The organism is Streptomyces sp. UC4497 (assembly GCF_054871485.1).
Window position 1 is genome coordinate 212,192 of sequence record NZ_JBTYHB010000001.1, and the last position, 25,885, is coordinate 238,076.

Below are 25,885 nucleotides of genomic sequence, written 5' to 3' on the forward strand. Positions count from 1 at the left end.
CCGGGATATTGCTTCCACCGTTAATTCCAGTGTTACCGTTGCAGTGATTCCACTGGAAACACGGTAGGGAGAACCCCGTGATCATCGTGACCGGAGCCACCGGAAAGCTCGGCCGTCGCGTCGTCGAACGCCTGCTGGAGCGCGTCCCCGCCGAGCGTGTCGGCGTCAGCGTCCGCGACACCCAAAAGGCCCAGGACCTCGCCGACCGCGGAGTCCGTGTACGGCAGGGCAGCTTCGACGACCCCGCCTCACTCGTGCACGCCTTCGAGGACGCCGAGCAGCTGCTCCTCGTCTCCCTGGACCGCACCGGCGAGGAGTGCGTCGCGGGCCACCGCACCGCCATCGACGCGGCGGTGAAGGCCGGCGTCGGCCGCATCCTCTACACCAGCCAGATGGGCGCCGCCCACGACTCGCACTTCCAGCCGTGCCGCGACCACGCACGGACCGAGGACCTGCTGCGCGCCACCGGCCTGCCGTGGACCGCGCTGCGCAACGGCTTCTACGCCGCCAGCGCCCTGCAGTTCCTGGAGCCCTCGCGCCACAGCGGCGACATAGCCCTGCCCGCGGACGGCCCCGTGGCCTGGACCGGCCACGACGACCTCGCCGAGGCCACCGCCGCGATCCTCACCGACGAGGGCCGCTTCGAGGGGCCCACCCCGCCGCTCACCGGTCCTGCGGCGCTGGACTTCGACGCCGTGGCCGAACTCGCGGCCCACGCCGCCGGGCGGCCCTTCACCCGCACCGTCGTCCCCGACGACACCTTCCGCGAGCAGGCCGTGGCGCATGGTGTGCCCGACCCGATGGCCGACCTGATGCTGAGCATCTTCGCGGCGGCACGCCACGCCGAGTTCAGCGCCGTCGACCCGACGCTCGCCGAACTGATCGGCCGTGAGCCCGCCGGCTTCCGCGCCCTGCTGGAGGACTCCTGGGCCGAGGAGGTCGAGGAGGTCCCGGGACGATGACGTGAGGGGCTCAACTCCCGCTGCTCTCCCGCACGATGAGCTCGTGGCCGACGACATGATCCCGTGGCGGGGCCCCGCCCGGATCGTCGATGCGATCGAGCAGGAGCGCCACCGCGGCGCGGGCGATCTCCTGCTTGTCCGGGGCCACCGTCGTCAGGCTCGGCACGCTGAAGCGCGACGCCTCGATGTCGTCGAAGCCGACCACGTCGAGGCTCCCCGGGACACTCACGCGCCGCTCGTGCAGGGCCCGTAGCGCACCCAGAGCGAGGTGGTCGTTGAGGCAGACCAGGGCGTCCGGGCGCGGATCCGTATCGAGGAGCGCGGTCGCGGCCCGCGCGCCGTCCCGCCACTGGAAGGCGTCCACCGGGATCACGAGGTCGCCGTCGAAGGGAACCCCGGCCTCCTTCAGCGCCTCGCGATAGCCGTCGGTGCGCAGCCGGTCCGTGCCCTGCCGGCCGCGCACCCTGCCACCGACAACAGCGATACGACGCCGGCCCCGCGACAGCAGGTGTGCGGTGGCCTCGCGCGCCGCCGCCACGTTGTCGATGGCGACATGGTCCGCGCCGCCCTCGGCGGGCCGCTCGCCGAGCAGCACCACGGGGAGGCCCCGGTCGCGGCTGGCCAGGTCACGCGGGTGCAGCGCGAGCGGACTGAGGATGACACCGTCGGTGAACTGGGCGTCGAAGCCGTGCAGCGCGGCCAGTTCACGCTCGCGCACGCCGTTCGTCCGGTGCAGCAGCACGGTCCGGCCGCGCCGGTCGGCCTCCGCCATGACGAGCCCGGCCAGTTCGGCGAAGTACGCGACGTCGAGCTCGGGCACGGCCAGGGTGATCATGCCGGTGCGGCCCTGGCGCAGCTGCCGGCCCGCGATGTTGACCCGGTAACCGAGCGCGTCGATCGCCTCTTTGACGGCCTCGCGGGTCCGGTCCGACAGATACTCGAAGTTGTTGATCACGTTGGAGACGGTCTTGGGCGAGACGCCCGCGTACTCCGCCACGTCCTTGATCCTGGGCCTGCCCGCCACGCCGCTCACCCCTTCGACTCCGTCCGCCGGCGGTGAGCGTATCCACCCGGCCGCCCCCGTCGCTCACTCGCCGTCGGTGGCCGACTCGCCGTCCCATCCGCCGCGTTGACACGCCTCTGCCCCTTCCCTACCGTCCTGAAGCCCTGGGACTTACATCGATGTAAGGAGAAGCTCATGCGCGCACGACACCGTGCCGCTCTGGTCGCCGGTCTGGCCGCCGCGTTAATCGCGCTGTTCGCCGGCCTGGTCAGCGCGACGCAGGCCCCCGAGGAGAAGCCCGCGCCGGCCTCCGCGCGGAAGTCGGCATCGGCCGCGGCCGCATCGAGCACCTTCCGCAATCCGCTCAACACCGGTCCGGACCCGTTCCTGTCCTACGCGAACGGGGCCTACCACCTCACCACCACCCAGGGCGACAGCATCAAGATGTGGAGCTCGCCCTCCCTGGCCACGCTGCTCGACGCCGACCCGAAGACGGTGTGGACGGACAGCGACACCTCGCGCAACCAGCACATCTGGGCGCCGGAGTTCTACCGCTCCGGCGGGCACTGGTACATGTACTACACGGCTGACGACGGCACGGACGAGCACCACCGCCTCTACGTACTGGAGTCGGAGGGCGACGACCCGACCGGCCCGTACCACTTCAAGGCGAAGCTCACGCCGCCCAACCACGCGAACGACTTCGCGATCGACCCGGGCATCCTCCAGCACAACGGCAAGCTCTACCTCGCGTACAGCGGCCTCAACCCGTACCAGCACAACGGCCTCAACATCGCGCCGATGTCCAACCCGTACACCGTCTCGGGCGACGCGGTCGCCATCGACGGCGACGGCGGCTGCCCCGAGGTCCGCGAGGGCCCGGAGTTCCTCAACCGCAACGGCCGTACGTGGATGACGTATTCGACCTGCGACACGGGCAAGCCCGACTACCAGGTATGGATGATGTCGCTGGCGGACGGCGCCGACCCGCTCGTGCCCGGCAACTGGAAGCAGCACGACGGACCGGTCTTCAAGCGCGCCGACGACCGCGGCGTGTTCGGCCCCGGCCACCACGCCTTCTTCAAGTCCCCGGACGGCAAGGAGGACTGGCTGATCTACCACGCCAAGACCACGTCGACGAACACCTACAGCAACCGCACGACCCGCGCCCAGAAGATCAGTTGGAACGCCGACGGCAGTCCGAACCTCGGCACGCCGCTCGCCATGGGCTCCACCCAGAACCTGCCCTCAGGCGACCCCGGATCGGGCAACCACTGGATCAACGACGACGGCCGCTCCAGCGGATCCGGCTCCGTCAAGTACACCGGCACGTGGAACTCCGGTACGGGCTGCGCGGCGCAGTGCTTCTGGAGCGACGACCACTGGAGCGACAAGGCGGGCAACACCGCGACGTACTCCTTCACCGGCACCCGGATCGCCCTGCTGTCCGTCAAGGACACGGGGAACGGCATCGCCGCGATCAGCGTCGACGACGGCCCCGAGCAGCGCGTCGACTTCTACGGCGCGATCCGCACCGGCGAGACCCTCCAGTACCTCAGCCCACGCCTCACGAACGGACCGCACACGGTGCGGGTCCGGGTGACGGGCGACAAGAACGCGTCCTCCTCCGGCGCGTTCGTGAGCGTGGACCGGGCGGAGGTCTACACGGACTGAGGCCCATACGGCGTTCCCCGTCGCCCCGGTTCCGGCTCACCGGGGCCGGGGCGACGGTTACGGGACGGTCGCGCAGGTGAGGAACAGGTCGCGGCTCGGGCACGTCGCGTTGCCCGGATACAGCGCGTGGAGCGGCGCGTGGACCGGGGGTTCGAGGGCGATGACGCGCGCCCTGCCGCCCGCGACGTCACCAGGTGGTGAGGTCACGAAGGCGAGCCGGCCGGTGCCGATGACCGCGGTGACCGGCGGGGTGCCCTGCCGGTCGGTGCGCTCGACGTGCGGGTCGAACCCGGCGTGGCGGCAGTGGGCGATGAGCAGGTCGGTGTAACCGGACCGGCCGGGTGTTCCCCACACCATGAAGCGCTCGTCCTCGAGGTCCGGCAGGGCCACGGTGGTTCGGCCGGCGAGGGGGTGGTCGGCGGCGACGGCGATGTGCAGCCGCTGCCGCCCCAGGGTGGTGCGGGTCAGTCCGTGCTCGGGCGCCATACCGCGGCACAGCCCGAGGTCGAGGTCGCCGGCGAGCAGTGCGGCCGCCAACTCGTCGGGGTAGCGCTGGTGCACCTCGGGGACGACGTCCGGGTGCGCGTCGGTCAGCGGGGCGAGCAGGGTGACGACCTCCTCGCCGGTCACCGCCGGGGTGTATCCGATGCGCAGCGGTGCGGTGTCACCGCGCCCGATGTACCGGGCGCGGCGCAGGGCGGTGCGCGCCACGCCGTTCAGTACGCGGGCATCCTCGACGAGCGCCTGTCCGGCGGGCAGCACGGTGATGCCGGAGCTGCCGCGTTCCAACAGGGGCACTCCCACCTCGCGTTCGAGAACGCGGATGGACGTCGACAGTGCCTGCTGCGACAGGTGCAGTCGGGCGGCGGCGCGGGTCACACTGCCCTCCTCCACGACAGCGACGAGGTGCTCGAGCTTGTTCAGGTCCAGGGCCATGTCACTGTCCTACGCCATGACGGGATCGACCGCGCGGACGCGTCAGGCCTGGCCCGTCTCGAAACGGCTGACCCGGCCGTCGGTCACGGTGAAGGTCCACCGCGTGCGCATGCTGCCCCACGTGCTGTTCGTATAGACAACCGTCAGGGTCCTGCCGTCGTCCGACACGGCGTCGACGTCCATGTGCCCGTCGGCCGAGAAGATCTCGCGGTCGACCCATGCGGCCAGGTCGCGCTCCGTACCGTCGTCGGACATCGTGGCGTCGTCGGTCAGCACGTCGAAGAACGCGCCCTTGTCGCCGGCGTTCACCGCGGCGATGAACGCGGCCACCGCCGGGTCCGTCGGTCGAGCAGACATCGCTACCTCCTGGGATGGTTCAGCGGGTGGTGTAGCCGCCGTTGGCGAACAAGGTCTGTCCTGTGATCCACCGGCCCGACGTGGCCAAGAAGGTGACGAGCGGGACGATGTCCTCGATGTGGGTGAGCTGATTGCCCATCGCCTGCGACTTGTGGAAGGCGACGCGCTCCGGGGTCTCCTGCGGGTAGAAGAACGGGGTGTCCATCGGGCCGGGAGCCACCGTGTTCACCGAGATGGACCGATCGGCGAACTCCTTGGACGCCGCCCGGGTGAAGTGCTCCAGGGGCGCCTTGCCGCCGGCGTACGTCGAGTAGCCGTCGGTGTACGCGGCCAGCAGCGACGTGCCCAGGCTGATGATTTTCCCGTGGTCGTTCAGCCGCCGCCCGGCCTCCTGGATGAAGAAGTAGGCCGCCTTGGCGTTGATGCCGAACATGCGGTCGTACTCGTCCTCAGTAGTCTCCAGGATCGGCTTGCGCAGCACCATTCCAGTGGTGTTCACGGCGATGTCGACCCCGCCATAGGTGTCGACCGCGACATCGAAGAGGCGTCGCACGTCCGCGACTTTCGTCAGGTCGCCCTGGACGGCGACCGCCTGCCCGCCGGCCTCCCGGATCGCCTTCACTGTCTGCTCGGCGTCGTCCTCGGAGGTGTGGAAGTGGACGACCACCTTCGCTCCCGCCTCGGCGAAGGTCCTGCTGGTCAGCCCGCCCAGGTTCTTCTCTCCCCCGCCGATGACCGCGACCTTGTCGCGTAGCGTGTCCTCGCTCATGCTCATCACTCCCTCGCGTCCTTGCCGGTGACCGGCCGGTTCACGGACCGGCCCGTTCACGTCTCACGACCGAGGCTAGGAGGACAATCCGGGCGTGGGGTAACAGAAGCTTTGAGTCACCCCACAGGCATCGTCGATGGCCGCAGGTCAGGCCCCCGCGCCCGACACCACCGGTGAATCGGTCCGGTCGCCCACCGAGCCCTTTGTCGCCTTCTTCGGGACCGGCTGGTCGTGGCGCAGGGCCTTCCACACAGTGTGCGAGGCCTTTTGCAGGGGGAGGACGCGGCTCGCGTCCTGCGTGTCGTAGGTGACCGGCAGGGTGACCATGGTGGTGCGGTCGGGGCTGATGCCCTTCAGCTCCTTGGCGAGGCCGAGGAGTTTGTCGGCGGACGCCAGCTCGGAGTCCGCGCTGATGGTCTTGGTCGCCGTGTCGGCGAGGGCGTAGGACTTGCTCGGGCTGCCCAGCGGGTCGACCGTGTCGGCGCGGTGGATCAGCGCCTTGATGAACGCCTGCTGGAGCTGGATGCGGCCGAGGTCGCTGCCGTCGCCCACGCCGTGCCGGGTGCGGACGAGCGCGAGAGCGTCCTTGCCCTTCAGGCGGTGCTTTCCGGAGTCCAGGGAAAGGCCGCTGTTGCTGTCGTGGATGGCGTTGCGGGTGGTGATGTCGACGCCGCCGAGCTCGTCGATCATCTTCTGGAAGCCCTTGAAGTCGACTTCCAGGTAGTGGTCCATGCGGACGCCCGACATCTTCTCGACCGTCTTCACGGTGCAGGCGGGCCCGCCCAGCGCGTACGAGGAGTTGAACACGGCCTTGTGCTCCGCCTGGACGTCTCCGTGCGAGGTCTTGCAGGTGGGGCGGTCGACCTCGGTGTCACGCGGGATGCTGACGACCGAAGCCTTCTTGTGGGTCTTGTCGACGTGCAGGACCATCGCCGTGTCCGCGCGGGCGCCCATGACACCGCTGCCGTACTCGCCGTGGGTTCCCGCCCGGGAGTCGGAGCCGAGCAGGAGGATGTTCATCGCGCCGTCGCGCTGTTCGTCGGGCCGGTCGGAGCCGAGGGCGGCGTCCACGTCCGTGCCCTTGATGTTGCCGTTGAGGTGCTGCCAGGCGTAGGCCACGCCGCCGCCACCGACCAGGGTCAGGCCCAGCGCGCCGCCCGCGATCCAGCGCAGGGCGCGCTTGCGCTTGCGGTGCTTGGAGCGGCGCAACCGGGCGGGGCCGTACGCGGGCACCGCGGGCGCCGCGGGCTCATCGGCCGGGTGCGCCCGGTGTTCGTTCCCGCTCTCGTGCGGCATGGGGGCTTCCTAACTGCTCAGTGCTACGTACTGCTCGCTGCTCGCCGGAGGGCGGCTCAGTACGCCGAGTCGACGTTGTCGATGGAGCCGTAGCGGTCGGCGGCGTAGTTGGCGGCCGCGGTGATGTTCGCGACCGGGTCCGTCAGGTCGTTCGCCGTGCCCGCGACGTGGTACGTGTCGAAGGTGGGCTGGATCACCTGGAGCAGGCCCTTGGACGGGGTGCCGTTCTGGGCGTTGACGTCCCAGCCGTTCTCGGCGTTCGGGTTGCCGGAGGACTCGCGCATGATGTTGCGGTGCAGGCCCTCGTACGTGCCGGGGATGCCCTTGGACTTCATGATGTCGAGGGACTCACGGATCCAGCCGTCGAGGTTGTCGGGGTAGGTCTTGGCGGACGCCGCGGCCTTCGTGGTCGTGGCGGTCTTGGCGGCCGTGCCGGTGTGCTCGGCGGCGTGCGCCTGCGTGGGCACCAGGGTGAGCGCGGCGGCGATCGCGCCCGCCGCGGCGATGCCGGAGACGGAGATCTTGCGCGTACGGGCGGTGCGGTCGGCGTTCACCGGCGTCTGGACAAACTGCATGAGGGTGCTCTCCAACGGTTCTACGGGGTGGGGACGGCACACGGTGCGTCGTGTGCGGATGGCCGGTGCCGGTGCTTTCCGGACGCTTCCGGCCGGTCCCGGCTACTCGGGACTCAGTCAGGGTTAGCGGCGCGCGACGGCGGGACGCAAAGATGTGACGTACTACCCGGGTACGCAGAACTGGCGGATCGGGCACTTCGGACAGGCTCCGGACGGGACGGCGGGCGGCCACTCACCCGGTCGGCGGCGGCTACTACCGCGCCTAGCATGTGCCGTGGCTCATATGGGTGGGCTCACAGCCGGAGGGGTCCGCGAGGGGCCCGCGAGGGGTTTGACCGGCTTCGCCGGAAGAGCGATTCCCGGCCGTTCACATCTCCTCCACCCCGGCGTGGGCAACCGGTCACCTGCCCCAGAGGTCTGCTGTGATGTCGATGCGCCGGATTCCCCGATGAATCCGCTCGGGAATCCCTCCGGAAATCCCCGCGCACCGGCAGCTCAGCGACAGGACAACCGGGAGTGTGTGTGAACGGCATGAGACGGCAACGGATGCTCGCGGCGTGCGCGACGGCGCTGGCGGTGACGGGAGGCGTGCTGCTGGTGGGGCCCGCGCAGGCGCAGGCCGAGCCCCGGGCCGAGGCCTCCCCCGCGGGTGACTTCGACGGCGACGGCTTCGGCGACCTCGCGGTCGGGGCGCCGGAGGGGACGATCGCCGGGTTCGCGAAGGCCGGCTACGTCTCGGTGGCGTACGGCACCGCACAGGGCGTACGCACCACCCGCCACAAGGGCATCACCCAGCGCACCGCGGGCATCCCCGGCACCCCGGAGGCGGGCGACCGGTTCGGTTCGGCGACGGCCGTCGGGGACGTGGACGGCGACGCGTACGCGGATCTGGTCATCGGAGCAGGCGGGGAGGCCATCGGCTCCGTCAAGGGAGCGGGTTCGGTCACCGTCGTCTTCGGCGCGAAGGGCGGGCTGAGCGCGGACGCGATCGCCTTCCACGCCCCGACCCCGACGGCCCGCCAGGCCTTCGGCGACAAGCTGGCCGTCGGCGACTTCGACCACGACGGCCGAGCCGACATCGCGGTCGCGGCCGGGACGAAGGTGCACGTGGTGAAGGGGGCCGCCCATCTCCGTGACACCCCGAAGCCGGCCATCAAGGCGCTCACCCCGCCCGGCGGCGGCGCAGGAACCGGCCAGATCGCGGCGGCCGACGTCAACGGCGACGGCTACACCGACCTCGCCACCGTCGCCTACGTCGACGACGCGGCGGACGAGGGCACCCTCGGCGTCCTGGCCGGGTCTGCCAGGGGCCTCACCGGCACGACTCTGGGCAAGACCGGCCTGCCGTTCGCGGGCTACAGCATCGTCGCCGGTGACGTCACCGGCGACGGCAAGGACGACATCGTCGTGGACACCGGTTTCTCGGACGGTCCGGACGACTTCCTCATGCGCATGTTCCCGGGCACCGCTTCGGGGATGGGCGAGGGTGTCGCGTACGAGGGTGAGGCGCAGCCCGGCCGGGCCGGCGTCCTCGCCGACCTCGACGGCGACGGCCACGCCGACCTCGTCACCGCCGACACCACGGCCACCGACCCGGACGGGTTCAACAACGCGGGGGCGGTGACGGTCGTGCCCGGCGCCGATTCCGGCCTCGACGCGCAGGGCGCGCACACCATCACCCTGGCCACGCCCGGCGTGACCGGCTCCAGCGAGGGCAACGACCTCTTCGGCTCGGCGGTGGCCGCAGGCGACTACGACGCGGACGGCACGGCCGACCTCACCGTCGGCGCCCCCGGCAAGTACCTCGGGACCGGCGCGGTCAGCGTCATCCCCGGCTCGGCGGACGGCCCGACCGGCAAGGGCTCGATCCTCTTCACCCCGGAGGACTTGGACCACCCGACGGCCAAGGCCCGCTTCGGCTCGTCCCTGGGCGCGACGACGCGCCACTGACGTCACGAGGGCTCGGGGGCGTTGTCCCCGGGCCTTGGTCGGTCCGGCCGCTTGATGTCGCGCTCAAAACGGTGGACCAGCGGTCACCCGCTCACAAGACTGGGCGGGTGACGACACCACCAGCGTCTCCCGACACACTCCAGGCCGTGCTCTTCGACTCCGGCGGCGTACTCATGCAGCCGATCGGTGGCCGCTGGAACCCGCGAGCGGACTTCGAGCAGACCGTCCTGGCCCACGCCCCCTCGATCACGCCGGAGCAGTTCGCCGCGGCCATCAGCGCGGGCGACCACTTCTTCGCCGCCTCGTCGTCGACGCCCGACTACGACGATTACCACCGTCTGATGCTCCACCACCTCGGCGTGGAGCCGACCTCGCGGCTTCTGGCCGACTTGGGTCGCGAAGTGCCCCCCGTCCGTGTTCGGATGGCCGTGGTGTCGGACGCCTGGCCCGGATTGCCCGACCTCCACGCCGGACTCGGCATCGACCGGTACTTCGAGGCGTACGCGATCTCAGCCGTCCTCGGCTGCAACAAGTCGGACCCCCGCATGTACCACCACGCCACCGCCGCACGTGACACGCCCGCCGATCCGGACGTTCCCTCCATCGCGTCCCTGACCGAACTCCTGCAGCTCTGTCGTTAATGCCTCGCGCCGAGGACCTCGTCCAGCACGCTCAGCAGGCGGTCCGCGTCGTTCGTGTCGAAGACCAGGGGTGGGCGGATCTTCAGGACGTTGCCGTGCGTTCCGGTCGCGGAGATCAGGACCCTGCGTTCGCGGAGGCCGTTGACCACCGCGGTGGTCAGGTTCGGGTCCGGGGTTCTGGTGTCGCGGTCGGTGACGAGTTCCACGCCCGCGTACAGGCCCGCCCCGCGGACGTCGCCGATGGTCGGGTGGCGGGCGCTCAGGTCGTCGAGGCCCGCGCGGAGGACCTCGCCTACCCTGCGGGAGTTGTCGAGCAGGTTCTCGTCACGGATGACGTCGAAGGTCGCCTGGGCCGCGGCGATGGCCACCGTATTGCCGCCGAAGGTGTTGAAGTACCGCATGTCGTGGCCGAATTCGGCGACGGCGTCGTGGGTGACGGCGAGGCCCGCGACGGGGTAGCCGTTGCCCATGGGCTTGCCCATCGTGACGATGTCGGGGTGCACGTCGTGGCGCTGGTAACCCCACATCCGCTCCCCCGAGCGCGCGAACCCGCACTGCACCTCGTCGGCGATGAACAGCCCACCTGCCTCCTGCACCGCCTTGACGGCCGGGCCGAGGAGGTCCGTCGGCTGGGCGTACAGGCCGTCGGAGCTGAACAGGGAGTCGACGACGAACGCGGCCACGCCCACCCCGTGGCGCTCAAGCTCGCGTATCTGCTCGCGCACGTGGTCGGCGAACCATTCCGCCATGCCCTCCCGAGGGATGCGGTACGAGTCCGGGGTCGGTACGCGGCGAACCCAGGTGCCCAGGACGGCGTTCTCCCCCATGGCCGGCGAGATACCCGCCACCTGGTCGGAATTGCCGTGGTACGCCTCGGAGGTGATGATGACGCCCTGGTTGCCGGTGCGGTACTTGGCGATGCGCAGCGCGAGGTCGTTGGCCTCCGAGCCGGTGCAGGTGAACATCGCGTGGCCGTCCGCGACCGGCCCGGTGAGGGAGGCCAGCAGGTCCTCGGCGTAGTCCAGGACGCCTTCCTGGAGGTAGCGGGTGTGGGTGCACAGCGTCTGCATCTGCTGGTGCACGGCCTCGACGACGTGCGGGTGGGCGTGGCCGACGGAGACCACGTTGTTGTACGCGTCGAGGTACTCGTTCCCCTCGTCGTCCCAGAGCCGACAGCCCTTGCCGCGCACGATGTGCAGTGGTTGCTGGTAGAAGAGGCGATAGGCGGGTCCCAGCAACTTCCCGCGGCGTTCGATCAGTTGGCGTGAGGACGGGGACAGTCCCTGCGCCGCGTCCGGGTCGAACGCGTTGTTCATCTTGCCGCGGGCCTTGGTCCTGGTCTCAGGGGTGCTCATGCTCGTCCTTGGGGTGGGCGTCGGGCCGGTCGTCCGCCGGCTGCTCGGTCAGAGGAACGTCGAGGAGATCTCGTCGGGCGTACGGTCGAGGAACCACGCCAACTGGCCCCATCCCGGCGCGGTGTTGCGCAGGATGTACGTGGTGTTCCCGGGGATCAGCGACGCGCGGTGCAGCGTGATCAGCGCCCGGGCGACCACCCGGCCCATGACGAGGTGCGGGAGCAGCGCCAGTTCGGCCTCGGTGAGGTCGGCCGAGCGCAGGTATCCGCGCAGTACGTCGCGGGCCTCGGCGAACAGGTCCGGCACCGGTCGCGACGAGGCGTCCCGTGACAGTTGGTTGAGCAGTGCGGTGGCGACATCCACCGCGATCGCGGTGTGCACGGCGTCGCCGAAGTCGATGACACCGGTGACGAATTCGGCGGTGTCGTGGTCGACGAGGAGGTTGGACGTGCTGAAGTCGTTGTGCAGCACCTGGTAGCGAAGGAACGGCAGTTGGGGCACGACCACGTCCAGGTAGCGGGCCAACCCCTGGGTCAGCGCCCGGCGTTGCCCGGTGTCCGGGACTTCGTCGAGCAGTGGGTGCAGCGCCGGGAGGTGGCGGACGTCCCAGGCGCACACCCTGCCGTCGGCCGGGTGCCGGAAGTCGGCGGTGGCGTGCCGGAGTTGGGCCAGCATCTCCCCCACGCGTTCGCGTTCCGGCGCGGACGTCGTCCCGGCCGTGTCGAGCGGTGTGCCCACGGCGTGGGTCATGACGCGTGCCAGGCGGTGTCGACCGGCCGTGTCCCTCACCGGTTCGAGCAGGCGGCCGCCGTCCGAGGGCAGCAGCTCGGGTACCGGCACCCCGTACCCGGACGCGTGCACGTGCCGCATCAGCTCGGTCTCGAAAGCGACTTCGTCGTCGTCCTCGTCCGGGTGGGAGACCTTGACGACGAACCGGCCGCCGCCTGAGATGTCGAGCCGGAACGTGTCGTCCTTCTCGGTCGCCAGCCGGGTGGCCACGACGGCATCCAGGGACCACCGCGTGCGGGCCAGGGCGATCGCGTCGGCCTCGTCCATGACCGCGTGGGGGGCGGCCAGCCGCCCGCTCCCGAGGCCGAGTTGGCCGAGCGTCACGCCAGGCCCCACGCCCTCGACCTGCCGGGCAACAGCGTCCGTCATGCCACCGTCCTCCCCCGGCGCGCCGGTCACCGGTGATGTCCGTAACGACGTACTCGACGTGGGTGCGCTCCTCCGTGCTCCTCGTACTCCTCGTACTCCTCGTGCTCCTCGAAGGAATACGCCGACATGACCCCGCCAAAACCTGATGCCCGGCAACCTCCTTGGGACAGGCCTGGCTCGCGGCTCCGCGCCTACCGGAAGCCCAGGTCCGGATCGGTGCCGGTCAACTCGCCACTGGCGGCCCACAGGCGAGCGGCCACGTCCGCGTCGGCCATGTGCGCGGGGACGGGCTCACATCGCGGTGTGCCGCGCAGTCCGAAGACCCGCGGCCCCCACAGTTGCCCTCCCCGCACCTCCGGGTCGAGGACGGCACGTACGACGGGCCGTGCTCCGGCCTCCTTGCCCTGCACCAGGAGCGCCGCGGGCAGGGCGCGCAACCGCTGACCGGGCGTGGTCACGGAGACCGGCGGACGGGACGGTGTGAGGGAGTCCAGTGCTCCGCCGGGGTGGGCCACCACGCTGAGCACCGTGCTGTTGATGGCACGCAGCCGGCGGTCGAGTTCGAAGCCGAAAGACATCTGCGCGAGCTTGGAGCGGCCGTAGGTGCGCTTGGGCCGGTATTCGTGCGTCGATTGCAGATCGCCGAGGTCCAGCCGCTCGGAGCGCGCCGCGAAGCTTCCCACCGTCACGACGCGGCCCGCAAGCGCTGCGGAGAGCAGGGGAGCCAGCCACTGGGTCAGTGCGAAGTGGCCGAGGTGGTTGGTGGCGAACATGAGCTCGTGGCCGTCGCCGGTCTCCCGGCGGGGCGGGTCGTCGAGTGCGACCCCGGCGTTGTGCACCACCGCGTCGAGACGGTCGAGCTCCAGCCTGCCCACCGCCGCCTTCAGGGACGTCAGATCGGCGAGGTCCAGGGGAAGGTGGCTCACGTGCGCGCCGGGGACGCGCGAGCGGATCGAGGCCATGGCGGCGTCGGCCTTGGCGCGGTCCCGACTGCCGAGGACCACATGGGCGCCGGTGGCGGCGAGCTGCTCCGAGGTGAAGTAGCCGATGCCGGCGTTGCCCCCGGTGACCAGGAAGGTGCTGCCCGCGGCGGAGGGCAGCCGGTGAACGTCCCACGGTCGGTGCTGGGATGCGGAAGACACGGTGTCGGGCTCCTTGCGGTCCTGGGCGGCGTGCTCATGGGAAGCACTCATGTGCCCAGAATGACGTGCGCCACCGACATATCGCCGACAGGTCTCCGACACACTGCGGCCCGGACTGCGACGTCAGTTGCACGGCAGGTGCACGGTCGACGTCGCGGTCCGGGCCGCAGGAGTTCCCGGCAGGTCAGCCCGCGATCTCGGCCCGCTCCTCCGAGTTCGCACCGGCCTCCGCCCCGGCCGGTGCGGACTGCGGGCCCGTACCGGTCCGCCGGCGCACCCACAGGACGTAGACCACCGTGAGCAGCGCCAGCCAGACCGCGCCGACCTCCAGCGCCACGCGCGTGCTCTCGTGGAAGCCGAGGAGGACCAGCACGGCGACCATGAACAGGAGCGTGATGATCTGGCCGTAGGGCCAGAACGGGGCCGGGAACTTCAGGGCCGCGGACTCCTCGGCCGACATCGAGCCGCGGGCCTTCATGTGGGTGAGCATGATCATCACCCAGACGAAGACGGTGGCGAACGTGGCGATCGAGGAGATGATCAGGAAGATCTCGCCGGGCACGACGGCGTTCATCACGACGCCGAAGAGCAGGGCGCCGATCATGACGAGGGTGGTCACCCACGGCACGCCGTTGCCGGTCGTGCGGCGCATGGCGGCGGGCCCGTGGCCGCGCTCGGCGAGACCGTACATCGTGCGTCCCGCGGCGAAGATGTCGCTGTTGATGGCCGACAGGGCGGCGGTCAGGACGACCACGTTGAGGACGGCGGCCGCGGACTTGAGGCCGACCCCGGCGAAGATCTGCACGAACGGGCTGCCCGAGTCGTCGATCTGCTGCCAGGGGGTGATCGACATGATCACGGCGAGGGTCAGGACGTAGAACAGGATGATGCGCAGCGGGATGGAGTTGACCGCGCCCGGGATCGTCTTCTCCGGGGACTGCGCCTCGCCCGCCGTGACACCGATGATCTCGGTGCCGCCGAAGGCGAACATGACGATGGCGAAGGAGATCACGAAGCCGTCGATGCCGCCCGCGAAGAAGCCTCCGTGGCTCCAGAGGTTGTCCAGGCCGACGTGGACGTGGCCGGTACCGAGGCCGAAGGCGATGACCGCGATGCCGACGAGGATCATCGCGACGATGGCGACGATCTTCACGAGGGAGAGCCAGAACTCCAGCTCGCCGAAGACCTTGACGCTGACGAGGTTGAGCGCGCCGACGATGACGACGGCGGCCAGCACCCAGATCCAGCGGGGCACGTCGGGGAACCAGAAGCCCATGTAGACACCGATGGCGGTGACGTCGGCGACGGCCACGATGACCATCTCGAAGGCGTACGTCCAGCCGGTGAGGAAACCGGCCAGCGGTCCGAGGTGCCGGTTCGCGTACTCGCCGAAGGAGCCGGCGGTGGGCGACGCCACGGCCATCTCACCCAGGGACCTGAGGACGAGGAAGACGGCGGCGCCGCCGATCAGATAGGCGAGCAGGACGGCCGGGCCGCCCGCCTGTATGGACTCGGAGGAGCCGTAGAACAGCCCCGTGCCGATGGCGGAGCCGAGCGCGATGAAGCGGATGTGCCGCGAGTTGAGCCCACGGCTCAGGCCGGCCTTTTCGGTACGCAAACGAGTGTCTCCCTCTTCGGGGTGGGGCCGGCGGACGGACTGCGGGACCTGCGGTCCGGGCCCCGATGACGCGAACGCCAGCCTGTATATGCCTGTCTATACAGGTGCGTCAAGAGGTAGTCCGGAGAGTGGGCGCACGAACAGCTTTGAGCGGTCCCCGGCACGCGTCGGGCGCGTCCCTCGCAATGGGACGCGCCCTGGAGTGCTGCCGTGCCTCACCGGCCGACCAGGCCTGGTGCAGGCCGCCATTTTAGCTTGTTGACCTGGGCGTACCGTGCCCGCCTGCCCACCAGGTCCGCAGTGGGAAGGGCCCGCGTCAGTGCGTGGCGAACGCGCCCTCGAGGCGGTAGCGGGTGCCGGGGTGGAGCAGCCGCGCGATGCTCACGAGGGCGTCCCTCGACCAGGTGCGGCGCTGGATCAGCAGACACGGCTCGGCCGGGCCCACGTCGAGGATCGCGGCCTCGTCCGGCGAGGCCAGGACCGCCTCCACGATGTGCTCGCCACGGCCGAGCGGCGCGACCTTCGACAGGAACGCGAACGGTGTTTGCAGCGTGAAGTCCTGTTGCAGGTAGCCGGGCGCGAAGGCCGGGTTGACGTAGCGGTCCTCCAGCTGGAGCGGCACCCCGTCCTCGTAGTGCACGACCTGTGAGCGGAAGACCGGCCGTCCCTTGCCGAGGCCGAGGTGCGCGCCGGTCCGCTCGTCGGCCTGCTCCTCGCCGAGGGACAGCACGCGGGCCGAGTAGCGGTGGCCGCGGCTTCGCACCTCGTCGGCGATGTTGTGGACCTCCAGGAGCGCGGAGCTGGCCTTGCGCTCGGCGACGAAGCTGCCGACGCCCATGACACGCCGGATGAGCCCGTCCGCGGCGAGCTCGCGCAGCGCGCGGTTGACGGTCATCCGGGACAGCCCGAGCGCGTCGACGAACTGGCTCTCCGAGGGCAGGGCGTCGTCCTCCTGCCAGTGGCCGTCCCTGATCTGGCGCTCGACGAGCTCCTTGACGCGCTGGTACGCGGGCACGGCGCTGCGCCCGCTCTCCTCGTACCAGCGGGCCAGCTCTGCCGGGTCCACCGTCACATCGCCCACTGTCCTCGCCATCCGCTCCCCCGCTACCGGCTCCTGCTCACTACAGGGAATCCTATGGGGACGGCGCGGGCGCGACCGGCTGGGACCGGCGCCCCCTAGCCTCCGACCGCGCCACGCACGAATCGCCGAAGGTCTGCGCGCACGGCGTCGGGTCGCTCCAGCCAGGGTTCGTGCCCGGCGCCCTCGATCCGCGTCAGTGGGAGGTCAAGCCGCAGGCCGAGTGCTGCGAGGGCCTCAATGGGGCGGGGGTCATCGGCGCCGCCGAGGAGTTCCGTTCGCGTCGGCAGGCACGCGCGGAGCTCGTCGAGGCGCGCGTCGAGCGGGTCCGCGCGTCCGTCCGCGCCGAGTTCGGCGTTCATGGCCCAGTTGACGGGGCGACGCCGCCGGGCGGCCTCGGCTGCCCGGTCCCACCCGCGTTCGGGATCGGCGTGGTCGGTGAACCAGGACAGCGTGAGCAGCTCCACCTCCTGCTCCTCCGTGCGGTCCGGCACCTCTTGCAATGCCTGGCGCCGCGCCTGCTGTGCCGCGGACATCCGGCGTCCTCGCTCAGCCCGGTAGCCGGTACGCCAATCGCCCACGAACGGCCCGCACATCAGCAGCATCCCGGCCACCCGGTCGGGGTGCGCAAGGCAGAACCGGCTCGCCAGATCGGTGCCGTAGGAGTGCCCGATCAGCACGGCCCGGGGCGCGTCCCATGTGTCGAGCAGCTCGGCGAGATCGTCGACATGCCGGGCGAGCGAATGCCGCCCCCGCCACGGGGACCGGCCCGTGCCCCGCTGGTCGTACCGGTACACGGGCGCGAGGTCGCCGAGCATGGCGGCGACCTCGTCCAGATAGTTCGGCAGACCCGGGCCGCCGTGCAGCAGGACGACCGGCGGCTGCCGGGTCCTGTCCCCCAGCGCTGTCCAGCTCAGTTGGGCCTCGTCGGTCATCGTCGCGAGGCCCTGCGTCTCCATCAAGGTCACCGCGGAGAACCTACCGATCCCGCTGACGCTCCGCCAAAGGTTAAAGCTCTCAGCGGACGTCGGTGAGGGAGACGAGCGCCAGCACCCCGTCGACGGTGATGTCGGCCGGGTCCTCGTCGTCCTGGAGCAGGACCGCGTCCAGGCGGTCGAGGTGGACGGAGTCCCGGTGCAGGGTCGCGGTGCCGTCCAGGACGAGCGCCAACACACGGGTGCCGGGGGCGGGTTCCAGCCGCGTCGGGCCGCGTTCGATGCGTACGTCGCCCTTCGCCTCGGTGCGGCGGAGCATGACGTTGAAGTCGACCAGGGGGCCGCCGAGGAGCCGGCAGTCCGTGGTGGCGTCGCCGGAGAACGCGAAGGGCGCGAAGCGGGTGTCGACGACGTGCTCCGTGCCGTCGACGGTGAGGGCCATGCCCGGGCCCTCGACGACGGTGATGATCCGGTCGACGCCCTCGAACGCGGAGAAGGGCCCGCTGCCCGCGACATCGGCGAGGCTGATCCGCCACGCGAAGTCCTCCGTACCGGAACCCTCGGGGTGGGCCAGGACCTCGGTGGTGACACCACCGCCGTTCTTCCACGGGGCGGGGGTGCGTTCGTGCGCGCGCAGGATCTGGGGTGCCATGAAGGTGAGTTGTCCTTGTCTTCGTACGGGCGGCCGGGCCAGAGCCTAGCCCGGCGGACGCGGCGCTCGGGGTGGCGGTGGTGTCACGCCTCCGGGGTCCCGCGGGACCCCGGAGGCGTGAGGGAGAGCGACCGGGTCAGGACAGGGAACCGGTGACCGACTCGGCGGCGGCCAGGGCGCGGCCGGAGGCGACGTACTGGACGGCCTCCTCGATCTCGGGAGCGAGCCAGCGGTCGGTGCCGGGGCCCTCGACGGTCTTGCGCAGCCCGTCGCGCACGGCCGCGGTGGCCGGGGCGGGGGTCAGCGGGGCGCGCAGGTCCAGGGCGCGGGCGGCGGTGTAGAGCTCGACGGCGAGGACGCGGCCGAGGCCGTCGATGGCGCGGCGCAGCTTGCGGGCGGCCGACCAGCCCATGGACACGTGGTCCTCCTGCATGGCGCTGGAGGGGATCGAGTCGACGGAGGCCGGGGTGGCGAGCCGCTTGAGCTCGGAGACGATCGCGGCCTGCGTGTACTGGGCGATCATGTGGCCGGAGTCGACGCCCGGGTCGTCGGCCAGGAAGGCGTTCAGACCGCGGTTGCGGGCCGGGTCGAGAAAGCGGTCGGTGCGGCGCTCGGAGATCGAGGCGACGTCGGCGACGGTGATCGCGAGGAAGTCGAGCACGGCGGCGACGGGTGCGCCGTGGAAGTTGCCGTTGCTCTCGACGCGGCCGTCGAGGGTGACGACCGGGTTGTCGACGGCGCTGGCGAGCTCGCGGGAGGCGACGAGTTCGGCGTGGCCGAGGGTGTCGCGGGCGCTGCCGTGCACCTGCGGCGTGCAGCGCAGCGAGTAGGCGTCCTGCACGTAGGTGCAGTCGGGCCCCGCGTGGCTGGCGATGATCGCCGAATCGGCGAGCAGGGAGCGCAGGTTGCCCGCACTGTCGCCCTGGCCCGGGTGCGGGCGCATGGCCTGGAGGTCGGCGGCGAACACGGCGTCGGTGCCGAGCTGGCCCTCGACGCTCATGGCGGCGGAGATGTCGGCGGTGCGCAGCAGGCGGCGCAGGTCGTGGGCGGCGAGGACGAGCATGCCGAGCATGCCGTCGGTGCCGTTGATGAGGGCGAGGCCCTCCTTCTCCTCCAGGACGACCGGGGTGATGCCGGCGGCGGCAAGAGCCTCGGCGGCGGGCTTCTGCTCACCGTCGGCGGTGCGCACGACGCCCTCGCCCATGACGGCGAGCGCACAGTGCGCGAGGGGCGCCAGGTCGCCGGAGCAGCCGAGGGAGCCGTATTCGTGGACGACCGGGGTGATGCCGGCGTTCAGGAGCGCGGCGTATGCCTCGGCGGTCTCGGTGCGCACGCCGGTGCGGCCGGTGGCGAGGGTGGAGAGACGCAGCAGCATGAGGGCGCGCACGACCTCGCGCTCGACCTCCGGTCCCGAACCCGCCGCGTGGGAACGCACGAGGCTGCGCTGGAGCTGGGCGCGCAGCTCGGTGGGGATGTGACGGGTGGCCAGAGCGCCGAAGCCCGTGGAGACGCCGTAGTGGGGCTTGACGTCGTCGGCGAGGGCCTTGATGACCTCGCGACTGCGGGCGATCTCCTGGAGGGCCTCGGGGGCGAGGCTCACCTGGGCGCCGTGACGGGCAACGGAAACAACTTCGTCGGCTGCGAGGGCGCCGACACCAACAACAACGGTCATGCACCAATGAAGCCGCAGGCAGGCAGGGGTTCGCGAGTCGTGCGACACGTCTTGTGTCTGGTATCCAAGACACTTGTTCTGGGATCCCAGACAGATGGTTTGCGACATCTCTGGTCTACGCTCGCCCCATGAGCATCGTCCCGGCCGCCGCCCAGGTTCTGGCGGTCCTGCGCTATCTCGCCCGCCAGGCCGCGCCCGTCCCCGCGGCCGCCATCAGCCGCGACGTGGGGCTGCCGCGCTCGACGACGTACCACCTGCTCGACACCCTGGCGGCGGACGGCTTCGTGGTCCATCTGCCGGAGGAACGGCGGTACGGACTCGGCGTCAGCGCCTTCGAACTCGCCTCGGGCTACGAGCGCCAGGCCCCGTTCCAGCGCCTGGCCCGGGCGCCGCTCGCCGCGCTCGTCGACCGCACGGGCCACAACGCGAACCTGGCCGTGCTGCACGGCCGCGAGGTCATCTACGTCATCGAGGAGCGCGCCCCCGGCCGCCCGCCGCTGATCAGCGAGGTCGGCGTCCGGCTCCCCGCCCATCTGACCGCGAGCGGGCGTGCGGTGCTCGCTCTCCTCCCGCCCGCGCAGGTACGGGCACTGTTCCCCGACCGTTCGGCGTTCGTGCAGCGGCACGGGGCGGGTCCTGCGACGCTCACCGCGCTGCGCACCCTGCTCGCCCAGGCGCGGCGCCGCGGTTACGCGACGGAGGAGGGCGAGGTCACCCCGGGCCTGTCCTCGGTGGCCGCACCCGTTCTCGACCACCATGCCCACCCGATCGCCGGGATCGCGGTGACGTTCCCCGACGAGACGGTCGACGAGGCGGAGCAGCGGCGCATAGCGGGGCACGTGGCGCAGACGGCGCGGGAGTTGACGCGGCGGGTGGGCGGGGCGACGCGAGGGCCGTCGACGTAGGGCGGGGCGTCTTGCGCGGTCGCGATGACTTTCCGGCGCCGGCACGGTCAGTACAGACGACAGGCCAACACGGTCGCGACCTCGACCCCGTATGGAGAACGTCATGCCCCTGAACCTCTTCGCCGGCATCCCTGTCACCGACTACGCCGCGGCGCTCCCCTGGTACGAGCGGTTCTTCGGCGGCGAACCGTCGTTCCTGCCGAACGACATCGAGGCGGTGTGGGAGGTCGCCGAGAACCGCTACATCTACATCGTGGAGGACCCCGAACGAGCCGGGAACGCCCTGGTGCTGTCGTTCGTCGACGACCTCGGCACCCGGGTCGACGCGCTCGCCCACCGCGGCATCGAGGCCACGAAGCGCGAGACGTTCGACGGCGGCGTGACCAAGGTGATCTACCGGGACGCGGACGGCAACGAGATCAGCCTCGGCGGCGGACCGGCCTGACGCTTCCCGAGTTCGCCCGCCGGTGAACCTCCAGGCCGTCGCGGCCCGGCGCGAGTTCGGGGCGCAGGACGAGTTCCTCGTCGTACTCACCGCCCGCCTCGGACCGGTACGCCAGCGGTTCCTCGTCGGGCAGCGTACGCAGCCGCTCCCGGAGTGCGGCGGACGTGCGGGCGTAGTCCGACGGGTCCTGCCGGTCCGCGCCGTACGTCACGAACGGCTGGAGTGGCGCCATCCCCGTGTACCAGAACGTGCCGTGCAGCAGCGGGAACAGCACCTGGTCCAGCTGCCCATGGATGCCGCGCGGCCCGAATCCGGACGGCCGGGCCCCCACCGACGTGACGATCAGGGCCCGTTTGCCGGCCAGACCGCCGTCGCCGTACCGGCGGGTGTGCCCGTCCGGCGCCTTCACACCGAATCCGAGCCCCTGCACCAGGACCCGGTCGAACCATCCCTTGAGGATCGCCGGAGGCCCGAACCACCACAGCGGGAAGTGCAGGACCACGACATCGGCCCAGGCCAGCTTCTCGATCTCGGCACGGATGTCGGGGCTCAACTCTCCTGCGGTGTACGCGCGTTCCTGCTCGGCGCCGACCAACAGCCGCTCACCGTCGGACGACCCGCCGCCGAAGTCGTCGGCGTCGACGACCGCCTTCCACTTCATCGCGTAGAGGTCGGACACCTGGTAGGCGTGCCCGAGCCCGTCGAGGGTGCCGAGTGCGTCGGTCATCAGGGAGCCGTTGAGGGAGCGCTGTTCGGGGTGGGCGAAGACCCAGAGGATGTTCATGCCTTCGAGCGTGCGCCCTCACCCTCGTACGGCATCAGTGGCCAGACGGCCATGAGGCGAAAGAATCTGGCCATCGCGGGCCGAGGGGTTACGCGGCCGGCTCGTCCGCCATGTACGGCGGCGCGGGCTCGTACTGCATGGCCCGGCGCACCGCGCGGGCGTGGTCGCGGCCGTGCAGCCGGCCGACGAGCCAGAGCGCGCTGTCGATGCCCGCCGAGACACCCTGACTGGTCAGCAGATTGCCGTCGACGACATAGCGGGCGTCGCGCACGACGGTGATGTCACCGAGCGCCTCGAGTCGCTCCTCGTGCTGCCAGTGCGTGGCGACGCGGCGCCCGCGGGTGAGTCCGGCGGCGTGCAGCAAGAAGGCTCCCGTGCACACACTGTGCACCCACGGCGCCCGCTCGGCGGTCTTGGCGATCCACTCGGTGACCACGGGGTTGTCCATCTGGACGGTGCGCGCGCCGACGCCTCCCGGCACCGTCACCACGTCCAACGGCGGGTGGTCGTCGAGCGTGTGGTCGGGCAGCACACGCAGGCCCTTCGCGAAGCGCACCGGGTCCGGCCCCGCGGAGACGAGCACCGCGCGGTCGATGTCACCACGCAGCCGCGCGGAGGTCGTGAACACCTGCCAGGGACCCACGACATCAAGGTCCTCGGCGTCGTCGAAGACGAGCAGACCGTACACAGTCATCCTGAACTCCTTCTCACAGTGCGGTAGTTGAACGAAATCGGGCCCGGTACTCCGACGGTGCGACGCCGAGCCTGCGATGAAACGTGCGGCGCAGCGTCTCCGTCGTGCAGAAGCCGTGCCGCCGGGCGATCGCCTCCAACGGCTCGTCGCCCTCGGCCAGCGACCGCTGCGCCGCTTCCACCCGCACCTGCTCCACGTACCCGGCGGGCGTCACGCCCGTCTCCGCGGTGAAGCGGCGCTGCAGATGACGCGGGCTGAGGGTGGCATGCGTGGCGAGGTCGAGGATGCTGTGCCGGGCGCCCGGGTCGGCCTGGATCGCGGCGACGGCGGCCCGGATCGGGTCGGTGGCCGGCGGCCGCGTCGCCATGGCCACGCTGAACTGGGCCTGGTTGCCCGGCCGGCGCAGGAAGAGGACCAGCTCGCGGGCGACGGCGTGCGCGGTGTCCCGGCCCAGGTCGTCCTCGACCAGCGCCAGGGCGAGGTCCATGCCCGCGGTGACCCCGGCCGAGGTCCAGATGTGCCCGTCACGGATGAAGATGGGTCCGCAGTCCGCGGCGATCTCCGGGTGCTCCGCGGCGAGTTGACGCTCGCGGGCCCAGTGCGTGGTGACCCGCCGCCCTTCGAGCAGACCCGCCGCCGCCAGGAGGAACACCCCACTGCACACGGAGGCGACGCGCCGGGCCCCGGCCGCCGCCTCGCGGACCCAGCCGACCAGCTCCGGATCCTCGCGGGCCCGGTCGACACCCCGGCCGCCTGCCACCACGAGCGTGTCCACGCCCGCCGGGTCCCGCTCGGCCAGGGAGTGCTCGGCGTGCATCACCAGCCCGCCGCGCGAGCGCACCGCGCCGCTCGTGGGGGCGACGATCTCGCACGCGTACCGGCCACCGAGCCGGTCCCCGTGCTGGAACACCTCGTACGGGCCGACGAGGTCGAGCGACTGGAACCCGTCGAAGATCACGAAAACGATGCGGTGCTTTGTCACCCCTCAACGTTCATCGACTCCGCCCCATGGCGTCAACGACACGCATCCCACAGATCGCGCCATCGGCCGCGTCGAGTCGCTGCGCCGTGGGCCAGTTTCCTGCTTATACGGTGGCGGGCCCGGCTCGGCGTTCGAGATCATTCGGTCATGTCGGATGGATCGGATGGCACCACAGGACAGGACCTTCCGGCCGGGTATGCGTTCCGGCGTTGTCGCGGCGCCGCGGACCATGGCGCCATGGCCGAAGTGCGGCTGGGTTGTGCCGCGTCGGACGGCGCCGATGCCCAGTCGGTCGTCGAAGGGGTGCCGACAGCGGCCGAAATCGGTGAAGCCTCCGCCGAGTTGGAGGAGGCTTCCGAGGATCAGATCCTGGTGGTGTGCGGCGGGAGCGTCGTCGGATACGCGACGATCCGACGGTGGCAGGAGCGGGACGACACGTGGCTCTACCTGCACCGCGGCTGGCTCCTGCCGGAGCACCGTCGGCAGGGCATCGGCTCGGCCATGGTTCGCTGGGCCGAGGAACGGATCCGCCGACTCGTCGCACAGCACGGTACGGCCGGGACCGCGATGATCGGCGCGAACGCCATGGCCTCGGAGCGGGACGCCACGGCTCTCCTGCTCGCGGCCGGTTACCGGCGCGTCTTCAGCCTGGTCGAGCTGGAGTTGGACGATCTGCGACAGCTGGCCGGGCCGGGCAGCGAGCCGGCAGCCGGGATCCGGACAGGACCGATCGGAGCGCCCCACTACCGTGAGGCCTGGAGGACGGTCGTCGACTCCTACGCGGACAGGGGCTTCACTCAGAAATGGCTCTTCCAGGAATTCCTCGACAGCGCCGATCCGGCATGCTGGCGGGCCGCCTGGTCGGGCGACGACATGGTCGGCGTGGCCCTCTGCTCCATCCGTCGCCACGCCCGCTCCGTGGGAGAGGTCGAAGAGCTCAGCGTCCGCTCGGACCGGCGACGCCTCGGAATCGGCCGCCTTCTCCTGCTGGACGGGCTGCGGACCCTTCGCGAACACGGCGCGACGACCGCCCGGCTGTTCACGGGCACGGCGAACCCGCACCGGTCGTACGATCTCTACGAGAGCGTGGGATTCCGGCGACGCAACGAGTACGTCCGCTACCGCAAGCGGCCTAGTTGACGGGGGCGTGCACGGACCACTCGCGGACCCGGGCGCAACTGCGGGTGATGAGGCGGGAGATGTGCATCTGGGAGACGCCGATCCGCTCCGCGATCCGGGCTTGGGGCATGTCTTCGAAGAAGCGCAGGTAGAGGATGAGGCGTTCCCGTTCGGTGAGGCTCTTGATGCCGTCCTTCGCGGCTTCGCGCCGGATGACGAGGTCGTAGCGGGGCTCGGTCTCGCCGAGGCTGTCGGCGATGCTGAACGTCCCGTCCACCGTTCCGGTGGCGGCATCGAGGGACAGGGCCTTGTAACTGTCCAGGGCCCGCAGTCCCTCACGTACCTCGTCGCGGGTCAGGCCCGTATGCGCGGAGATGTCGGCGACGCCGGGTTCCCCCGCGCGCCCGGGCCGGTCCAGGAGTTCGCGGCGGGCGGCACGGACCTTGTTGCGCAGATCCTGGATCCGACGGGGCACGCGCACGTCCCAGGTGTGATCCCGGAAGTGGCGCCGGAGTTCACCGGTGATGGTCGGCACGGCGAAGGCCTCGAATGCGCCGCGTTCGGGACAGTAGCGGTCGACGGACTTGACCAGTCCGATGGCGGCGACCTGCTTGAGGTCGTCCAGATCCTCACCCTTGTTGCGGTACCGGGTCGCCAGCCGCTGCGCCATCGGCAGCCAGGCGTTGACCAACTCCGCGCGCAACGCGTCGCGTTCGGCCCCGGGAGGGGCCGCGGCCAAGCGTCGGAACGCCCGTGCGGTGTCGGGTGCGTCGTGGTGGGAATGACGGGTGGACACGGGGGCTCCTCTCAGGCCTGCTCCGAGTGGATACGGAAGGGGCCCGGCGTGGCCGCCACCGGGTGGGGCGTGGTGTGTGCGGGAGTGCGGCGATAGAGGGCATCCGCCGCCCGCACCGCGTCCGCCACATCATTCGTGCCGGTCATCACGCACAGCGTGTACGCACTGTCCTGGCGTGCGCGAGCCGTGCTGGGCGTCGAGTGGCGTTCGTCCTCGATGATGGCCTCGGCGTGACGGGCGAGCGCGCGACGCAGATCGGCGGCTGTGGGCAGCAACACGGTCGTCTCCTTGCGTGGATCCGTTCGGCTCCCCCATGGGCCGGGAGCCTGTCTGCCGTACGGTCTGCCCCCTCACCAGGGGTGCCCTATCGGGACTTTCGACCCTGAT

General features: G+C 70.9%; 26 protein-coding genes. 7 read left to right on the forward strand and 19 right to left on the reverse strand.

Translation table 11 applies throughout. From position 1 onward, the window contains the following. Positions 1-77: 77 nt before the first annotated feature. Entirely contained in the window at positions 78-962 is an 885-nt protein-coding gene (locus ACYSUO_RS00865) for an SDR family oxidoreductase (RefSeq protein ID WP_461774013.1), read from the forward strand. 10 nt (positions 963-972) lie between these two features. On the opposite strand, the gene ACYSUO_RS00870 is transcribed toward ACYSUO_RS00865, so the two are convergent. Continuing rightward, positions 973-1,986 (reverse strand): LacI family DNA-binding transcriptional regulator, encoded by a 1,014-nt coding sequence (locus ACYSUO_RS00870; RefSeq protein ID WP_461774014.1) that lies wholly within the window; start codon positions 1,984-1,986, stop codon positions 973-975. Positions 1,987-2,160: 174 nt separating this feature from the next. Here ACYSUO_RS00870 and ACYSUO_RS00875 point away from each other — a divergent pair, with 174 nt between their 5' ends. Beyond that, positions 2,161-3,639 carry a glycoside hydrolase family 43 protein gene (locus tag ACYSUO_RS00875; RefSeq protein ID WP_461774015.1) on the forward strand — a complete coding sequence of 493 codons (1,479 nt, stop codon included), beginning with the start codon at positions 2,161-2,163 and terminating at the stop codon, positions 3,637-3,639. Positions 3,640-3,696: 57 nt separating this feature from the next. Here ACYSUO_RS00875 and ACYSUO_RS00880 read toward each other — a convergent pair whose 3' ends face one another. The 5 genes from ACYSUO_RS00880 to ACYSUO_RS00900 all read right to left on the reverse strand — a co-directional run bounded on the left by ACYSUO_RS00880 (position 3,697) and on the right by ACYSUO_RS00900 (position 7,572). After that, entirely contained in the window at positions 3,697-4,575 is an 879-nt protein-coding gene (locus ACYSUO_RS00880) for a LysR family transcriptional regulator (protein ID WP_461774016.1), read from the reverse strand. A 42-nt stretch (positions 4,576-4,617) separates the two neighbouring features. After that, positions 4,618-4,932: a nuclear transport factor 2 family protein gene (locus tag ACYSUO_RS00885; RefSeq protein ID WP_461774017.1), complete on the reverse strand. Its 315-nt coding sequence runs from the start codon at positions 4,930-4,932 to the stop codon at positions 4,618-4,620. A 19-nt stretch (positions 4,933-4,951) separates the two neighbouring features. After that, the gene (locus tag ACYSUO_RS00890) at positions 4,952-5,701 is read right to left on the reverse strand and encodes an SDR family oxidoreductase (RefSeq protein WP_461774018.1); all 750 of its coding nucleotides are present in this window, start codon (positions 5,699-5,701) and stop codon (positions 4,952-4,954) included. Positions 5,702-5,848: 147 nt separating this feature from the next. Then, entirely contained in the window at positions 5,849-6,997 is a 1,149-nt protein-coding gene (locus ACYSUO_RS00895) for an LCP family protein (RefSeq protein WP_461774019.1), read from the reverse strand. 56 nt (positions 6,998-7,053) lie between these two features. Beyond that, positions 7,054-7,572: a transglycosylase SLT domain-containing protein gene (locus ACYSUO_RS00900; RefSeq protein ID WP_461774020.1), complete on the reverse strand. Its 519-nt coding sequence runs from the start codon at positions 7,570-7,572 to the stop codon at positions 7,054-7,056. 531 nt (positions 7,573-8,103) lie between these two features. On the opposite strand from ACYSUO_RS00900, the gene ACYSUO_RS00905 reads away from it, so the two are divergent. Both ACYSUO_RS00905 and ACYSUO_RS00910 read left to right on the forward strand, forming a co-directional pair. Beyond that, the gene (locus ACYSUO_RS00905; protein ID WP_461774355.1) at positions 8,104-9,522 is read left to right on the forward strand and encodes an FG-GAP-like repeat-containing protein; all 1,419 of its coding nucleotides are present in this window, start codon (positions 8,104-8,106) and stop codon (positions 9,520-9,522) included. Between the two features lie 107 nt (positions 9,523-9,629). Continuing rightward, positions 9,630-10,163, forward strand: a complete 534-nt coding sequence (locus ACYSUO_RS00910) for an HAD family hydrolase (protein ID WP_461774021.1) — start codon at positions 9,630-9,632, stop codon at positions 10,161-10,163. Here ACYSUO_RS00910 and ACYSUO_RS00915 read toward each other — a convergent pair. The 8 genes from ACYSUO_RS00915 to hutH all read right to left on the reverse strand — a co-directional run bounded on the left by ACYSUO_RS00915 (position 10,160) and on the right by hutH (position 19,773). Then, positions 10,160-11,518, reverse strand: coding sequence for an aspartate aminotransferase family protein (locus tag ACYSUO_RS00915; RefSeq protein ID WP_461774022.1), 1,359 nt, complete (start codon positions 11,516-11,518; stop codon positions 10,160-10,162). The genes ACYSUO_RS00910 and ACYSUO_RS00915 overlap by 4 nt on opposite strands. Before the next feature lie 48 nt (positions 11,519-11,566). Then, the gene (locus ACYSUO_RS00920; RefSeq protein ID WP_461774023.1) at positions 11,567-12,676 is read right to left on the reverse strand and encodes a phosphotransferase; all 1,110 of its coding nucleotides are present in this window, start codon (positions 12,674-12,676) and stop codon (positions 11,567-11,569) included. A gap of 191 nt (positions 12,677-12,867) precedes the next feature. Continuing rightward, positions 12,868-13,818, reverse strand: a complete 951-nt coding sequence (locus ACYSUO_RS00925) for an SDR family NAD(P)-dependent oxidoreductase (RefSeq protein WP_461774356.1) — start codon at positions 13,816-13,818, stop codon at positions 12,868-12,870. Positions 13,819-14,002: 184 nt separating this feature from the next. Continuing rightward, entirely contained in the window at positions 14,003-15,436 is a 1,434-nt protein-coding gene (locus tag ACYSUO_RS00930; RefSeq protein WP_461774024.1) for an amino acid permease, read from the reverse strand. A 316-nt stretch (positions 15,437-15,752) separates the two neighbouring features. Next, positions 15,753-16,529: a histidine utilization repressor gene (hutC, locus tag ACYSUO_RS00935; protein WP_461774025.1), complete on the reverse strand. Its 777-nt coding sequence runs from the start codon at positions 16,527-16,529 to the stop codon at positions 15,753-15,755. 83 nt (positions 16,530-16,612) lie between these two features. Further along, on the reverse strand, positions 16,613-17,473 hold the full coding sequence (locus ACYSUO_RS00940) for an alpha/beta fold hydrolase (RefSeq protein ID WP_461774357.1): 861 nt from the start codon (positions 17,471-17,473) through the stop codon (positions 16,613-16,615). A gap of 58 nt (positions 17,474-17,531) precedes the next feature. Further along, on the reverse strand, positions 17,532-18,101 hold the full coding sequence (locus tag ACYSUO_RS00945) for a HutD/Ves family protein (protein WP_461774026.1): 570 nt from the start codon (positions 18,099-18,101) through the stop codon (positions 17,532-17,534). Between the two features lie 136 nt (positions 18,102-18,237). After that, positions 18,238-19,773, reverse strand: coding sequence for a histidine ammonia-lyase (gene hutH / locus ACYSUO_RS00950; protein WP_426896377.1), 1,536 nt, complete (start codon positions 19,771-19,773; stop codon positions 18,238-18,240). 128 nt (positions 19,774-19,901) lie between these two features. Here hutH and ACYSUO_RS00955 point away from each other — a divergent pair, with 128 nt between their 5' ends. Together ACYSUO_RS00955 and ACYSUO_RS00960 are read left to right on the forward strand one after the other, a co-directional pair. Then, entirely contained in the window at positions 19,902-20,678 is a 777-nt protein-coding gene (locus ACYSUO_RS00955) for an IclR family transcriptional regulator (RefSeq protein ID WP_461774027.1), read from the forward strand. A 103-nt stretch (positions 20,679-20,781) separates the two neighbouring features. Further along, a complete protein-coding gene (locus tag ACYSUO_RS00960; protein ID WP_461774028.1) occupies positions 20,782-21,123 on the forward strand; it encodes a VOC family protein in 342 nt (113 codons plus the stop codon). On the opposite strand, the gene ACYSUO_RS00965 is transcribed toward ACYSUO_RS00960, so the two are convergent. The 3 genes from ACYSUO_RS00965 to ACYSUO_RS00975 form a co-directional block, all read right to left on the reverse strand. Next, on the reverse strand, positions 21,098-21,907 hold the full coding sequence (locus tag ACYSUO_RS00965) for an NAD(P)H-dependent oxidoreductase (RefSeq protein WP_461774029.1): 810 nt from the start codon (positions 21,905-21,907) through the stop codon (positions 21,098-21,100). The two genes, ACYSUO_RS00960 and ACYSUO_RS00965, sit on opposite strands and share 26 nt — an antisense overlap. Positions 21,908-21,995: 88 nt before the next feature. Then, a complete protein-coding gene (locus tag ACYSUO_RS00970; RefSeq protein WP_461774030.1) occupies positions 21,996-22,601 on the reverse strand; it encodes a DJ-1/PfpI family protein in 606 nt (201 codons plus the stop codon). Between the two features lie 13 nt (positions 22,602-22,614). Next, positions 22,615-23,583: a GlxA family transcriptional regulator gene (locus tag ACYSUO_RS00975; RefSeq protein WP_461774031.1), complete on the reverse strand. Its 969-nt coding sequence runs from the start codon at positions 23,581-23,583 to the stop codon at positions 22,615-22,617. Positions 23,584-23,730: 147 nt separating this feature from the next. On the opposite strand from ACYSUO_RS00975, the gene ACYSUO_RS00980 reads away from it, so the two are divergent. Continuing rightward, positions 23,731-24,723, forward strand: coding sequence for a GNAT family N-acetyltransferase (locus tag ACYSUO_RS00980; protein WP_461774032.1), 993 nt, complete (start codon positions 23,731-23,733; stop codon positions 24,721-24,723). Here ACYSUO_RS00980 and ACYSUO_RS00985 read toward each other — a convergent pair. Together ACYSUO_RS00985 and ACYSUO_RS00990 are read right to left on the reverse strand one after the other, a co-directional pair. Continuing rightward, complete coding sequence (locus tag ACYSUO_RS00985; protein WP_461774033.1) at positions 24,716-25,498, reverse strand: SigB/SigF/SigG family RNA polymerase sigma factor; 783 nt, start codon at positions 25,496-25,498, stop codon at positions 24,716-24,718. The genes ACYSUO_RS00980 and ACYSUO_RS00985 overlap by 8 nt on opposite strands. An 11-nt stretch (positions 25,499-25,509) precedes the next feature. Beyond that, positions 25,510-25,776: a DUF5133 domain-containing protein gene (locus ACYSUO_RS00990; protein WP_461774034.1), complete on the reverse strand. Its 267-nt coding sequence runs from the start codon at positions 25,774-25,776 to the stop codon at positions 25,510-25,512. Positions 25,777-25,885: the final 109 nt, after the last annotated feature.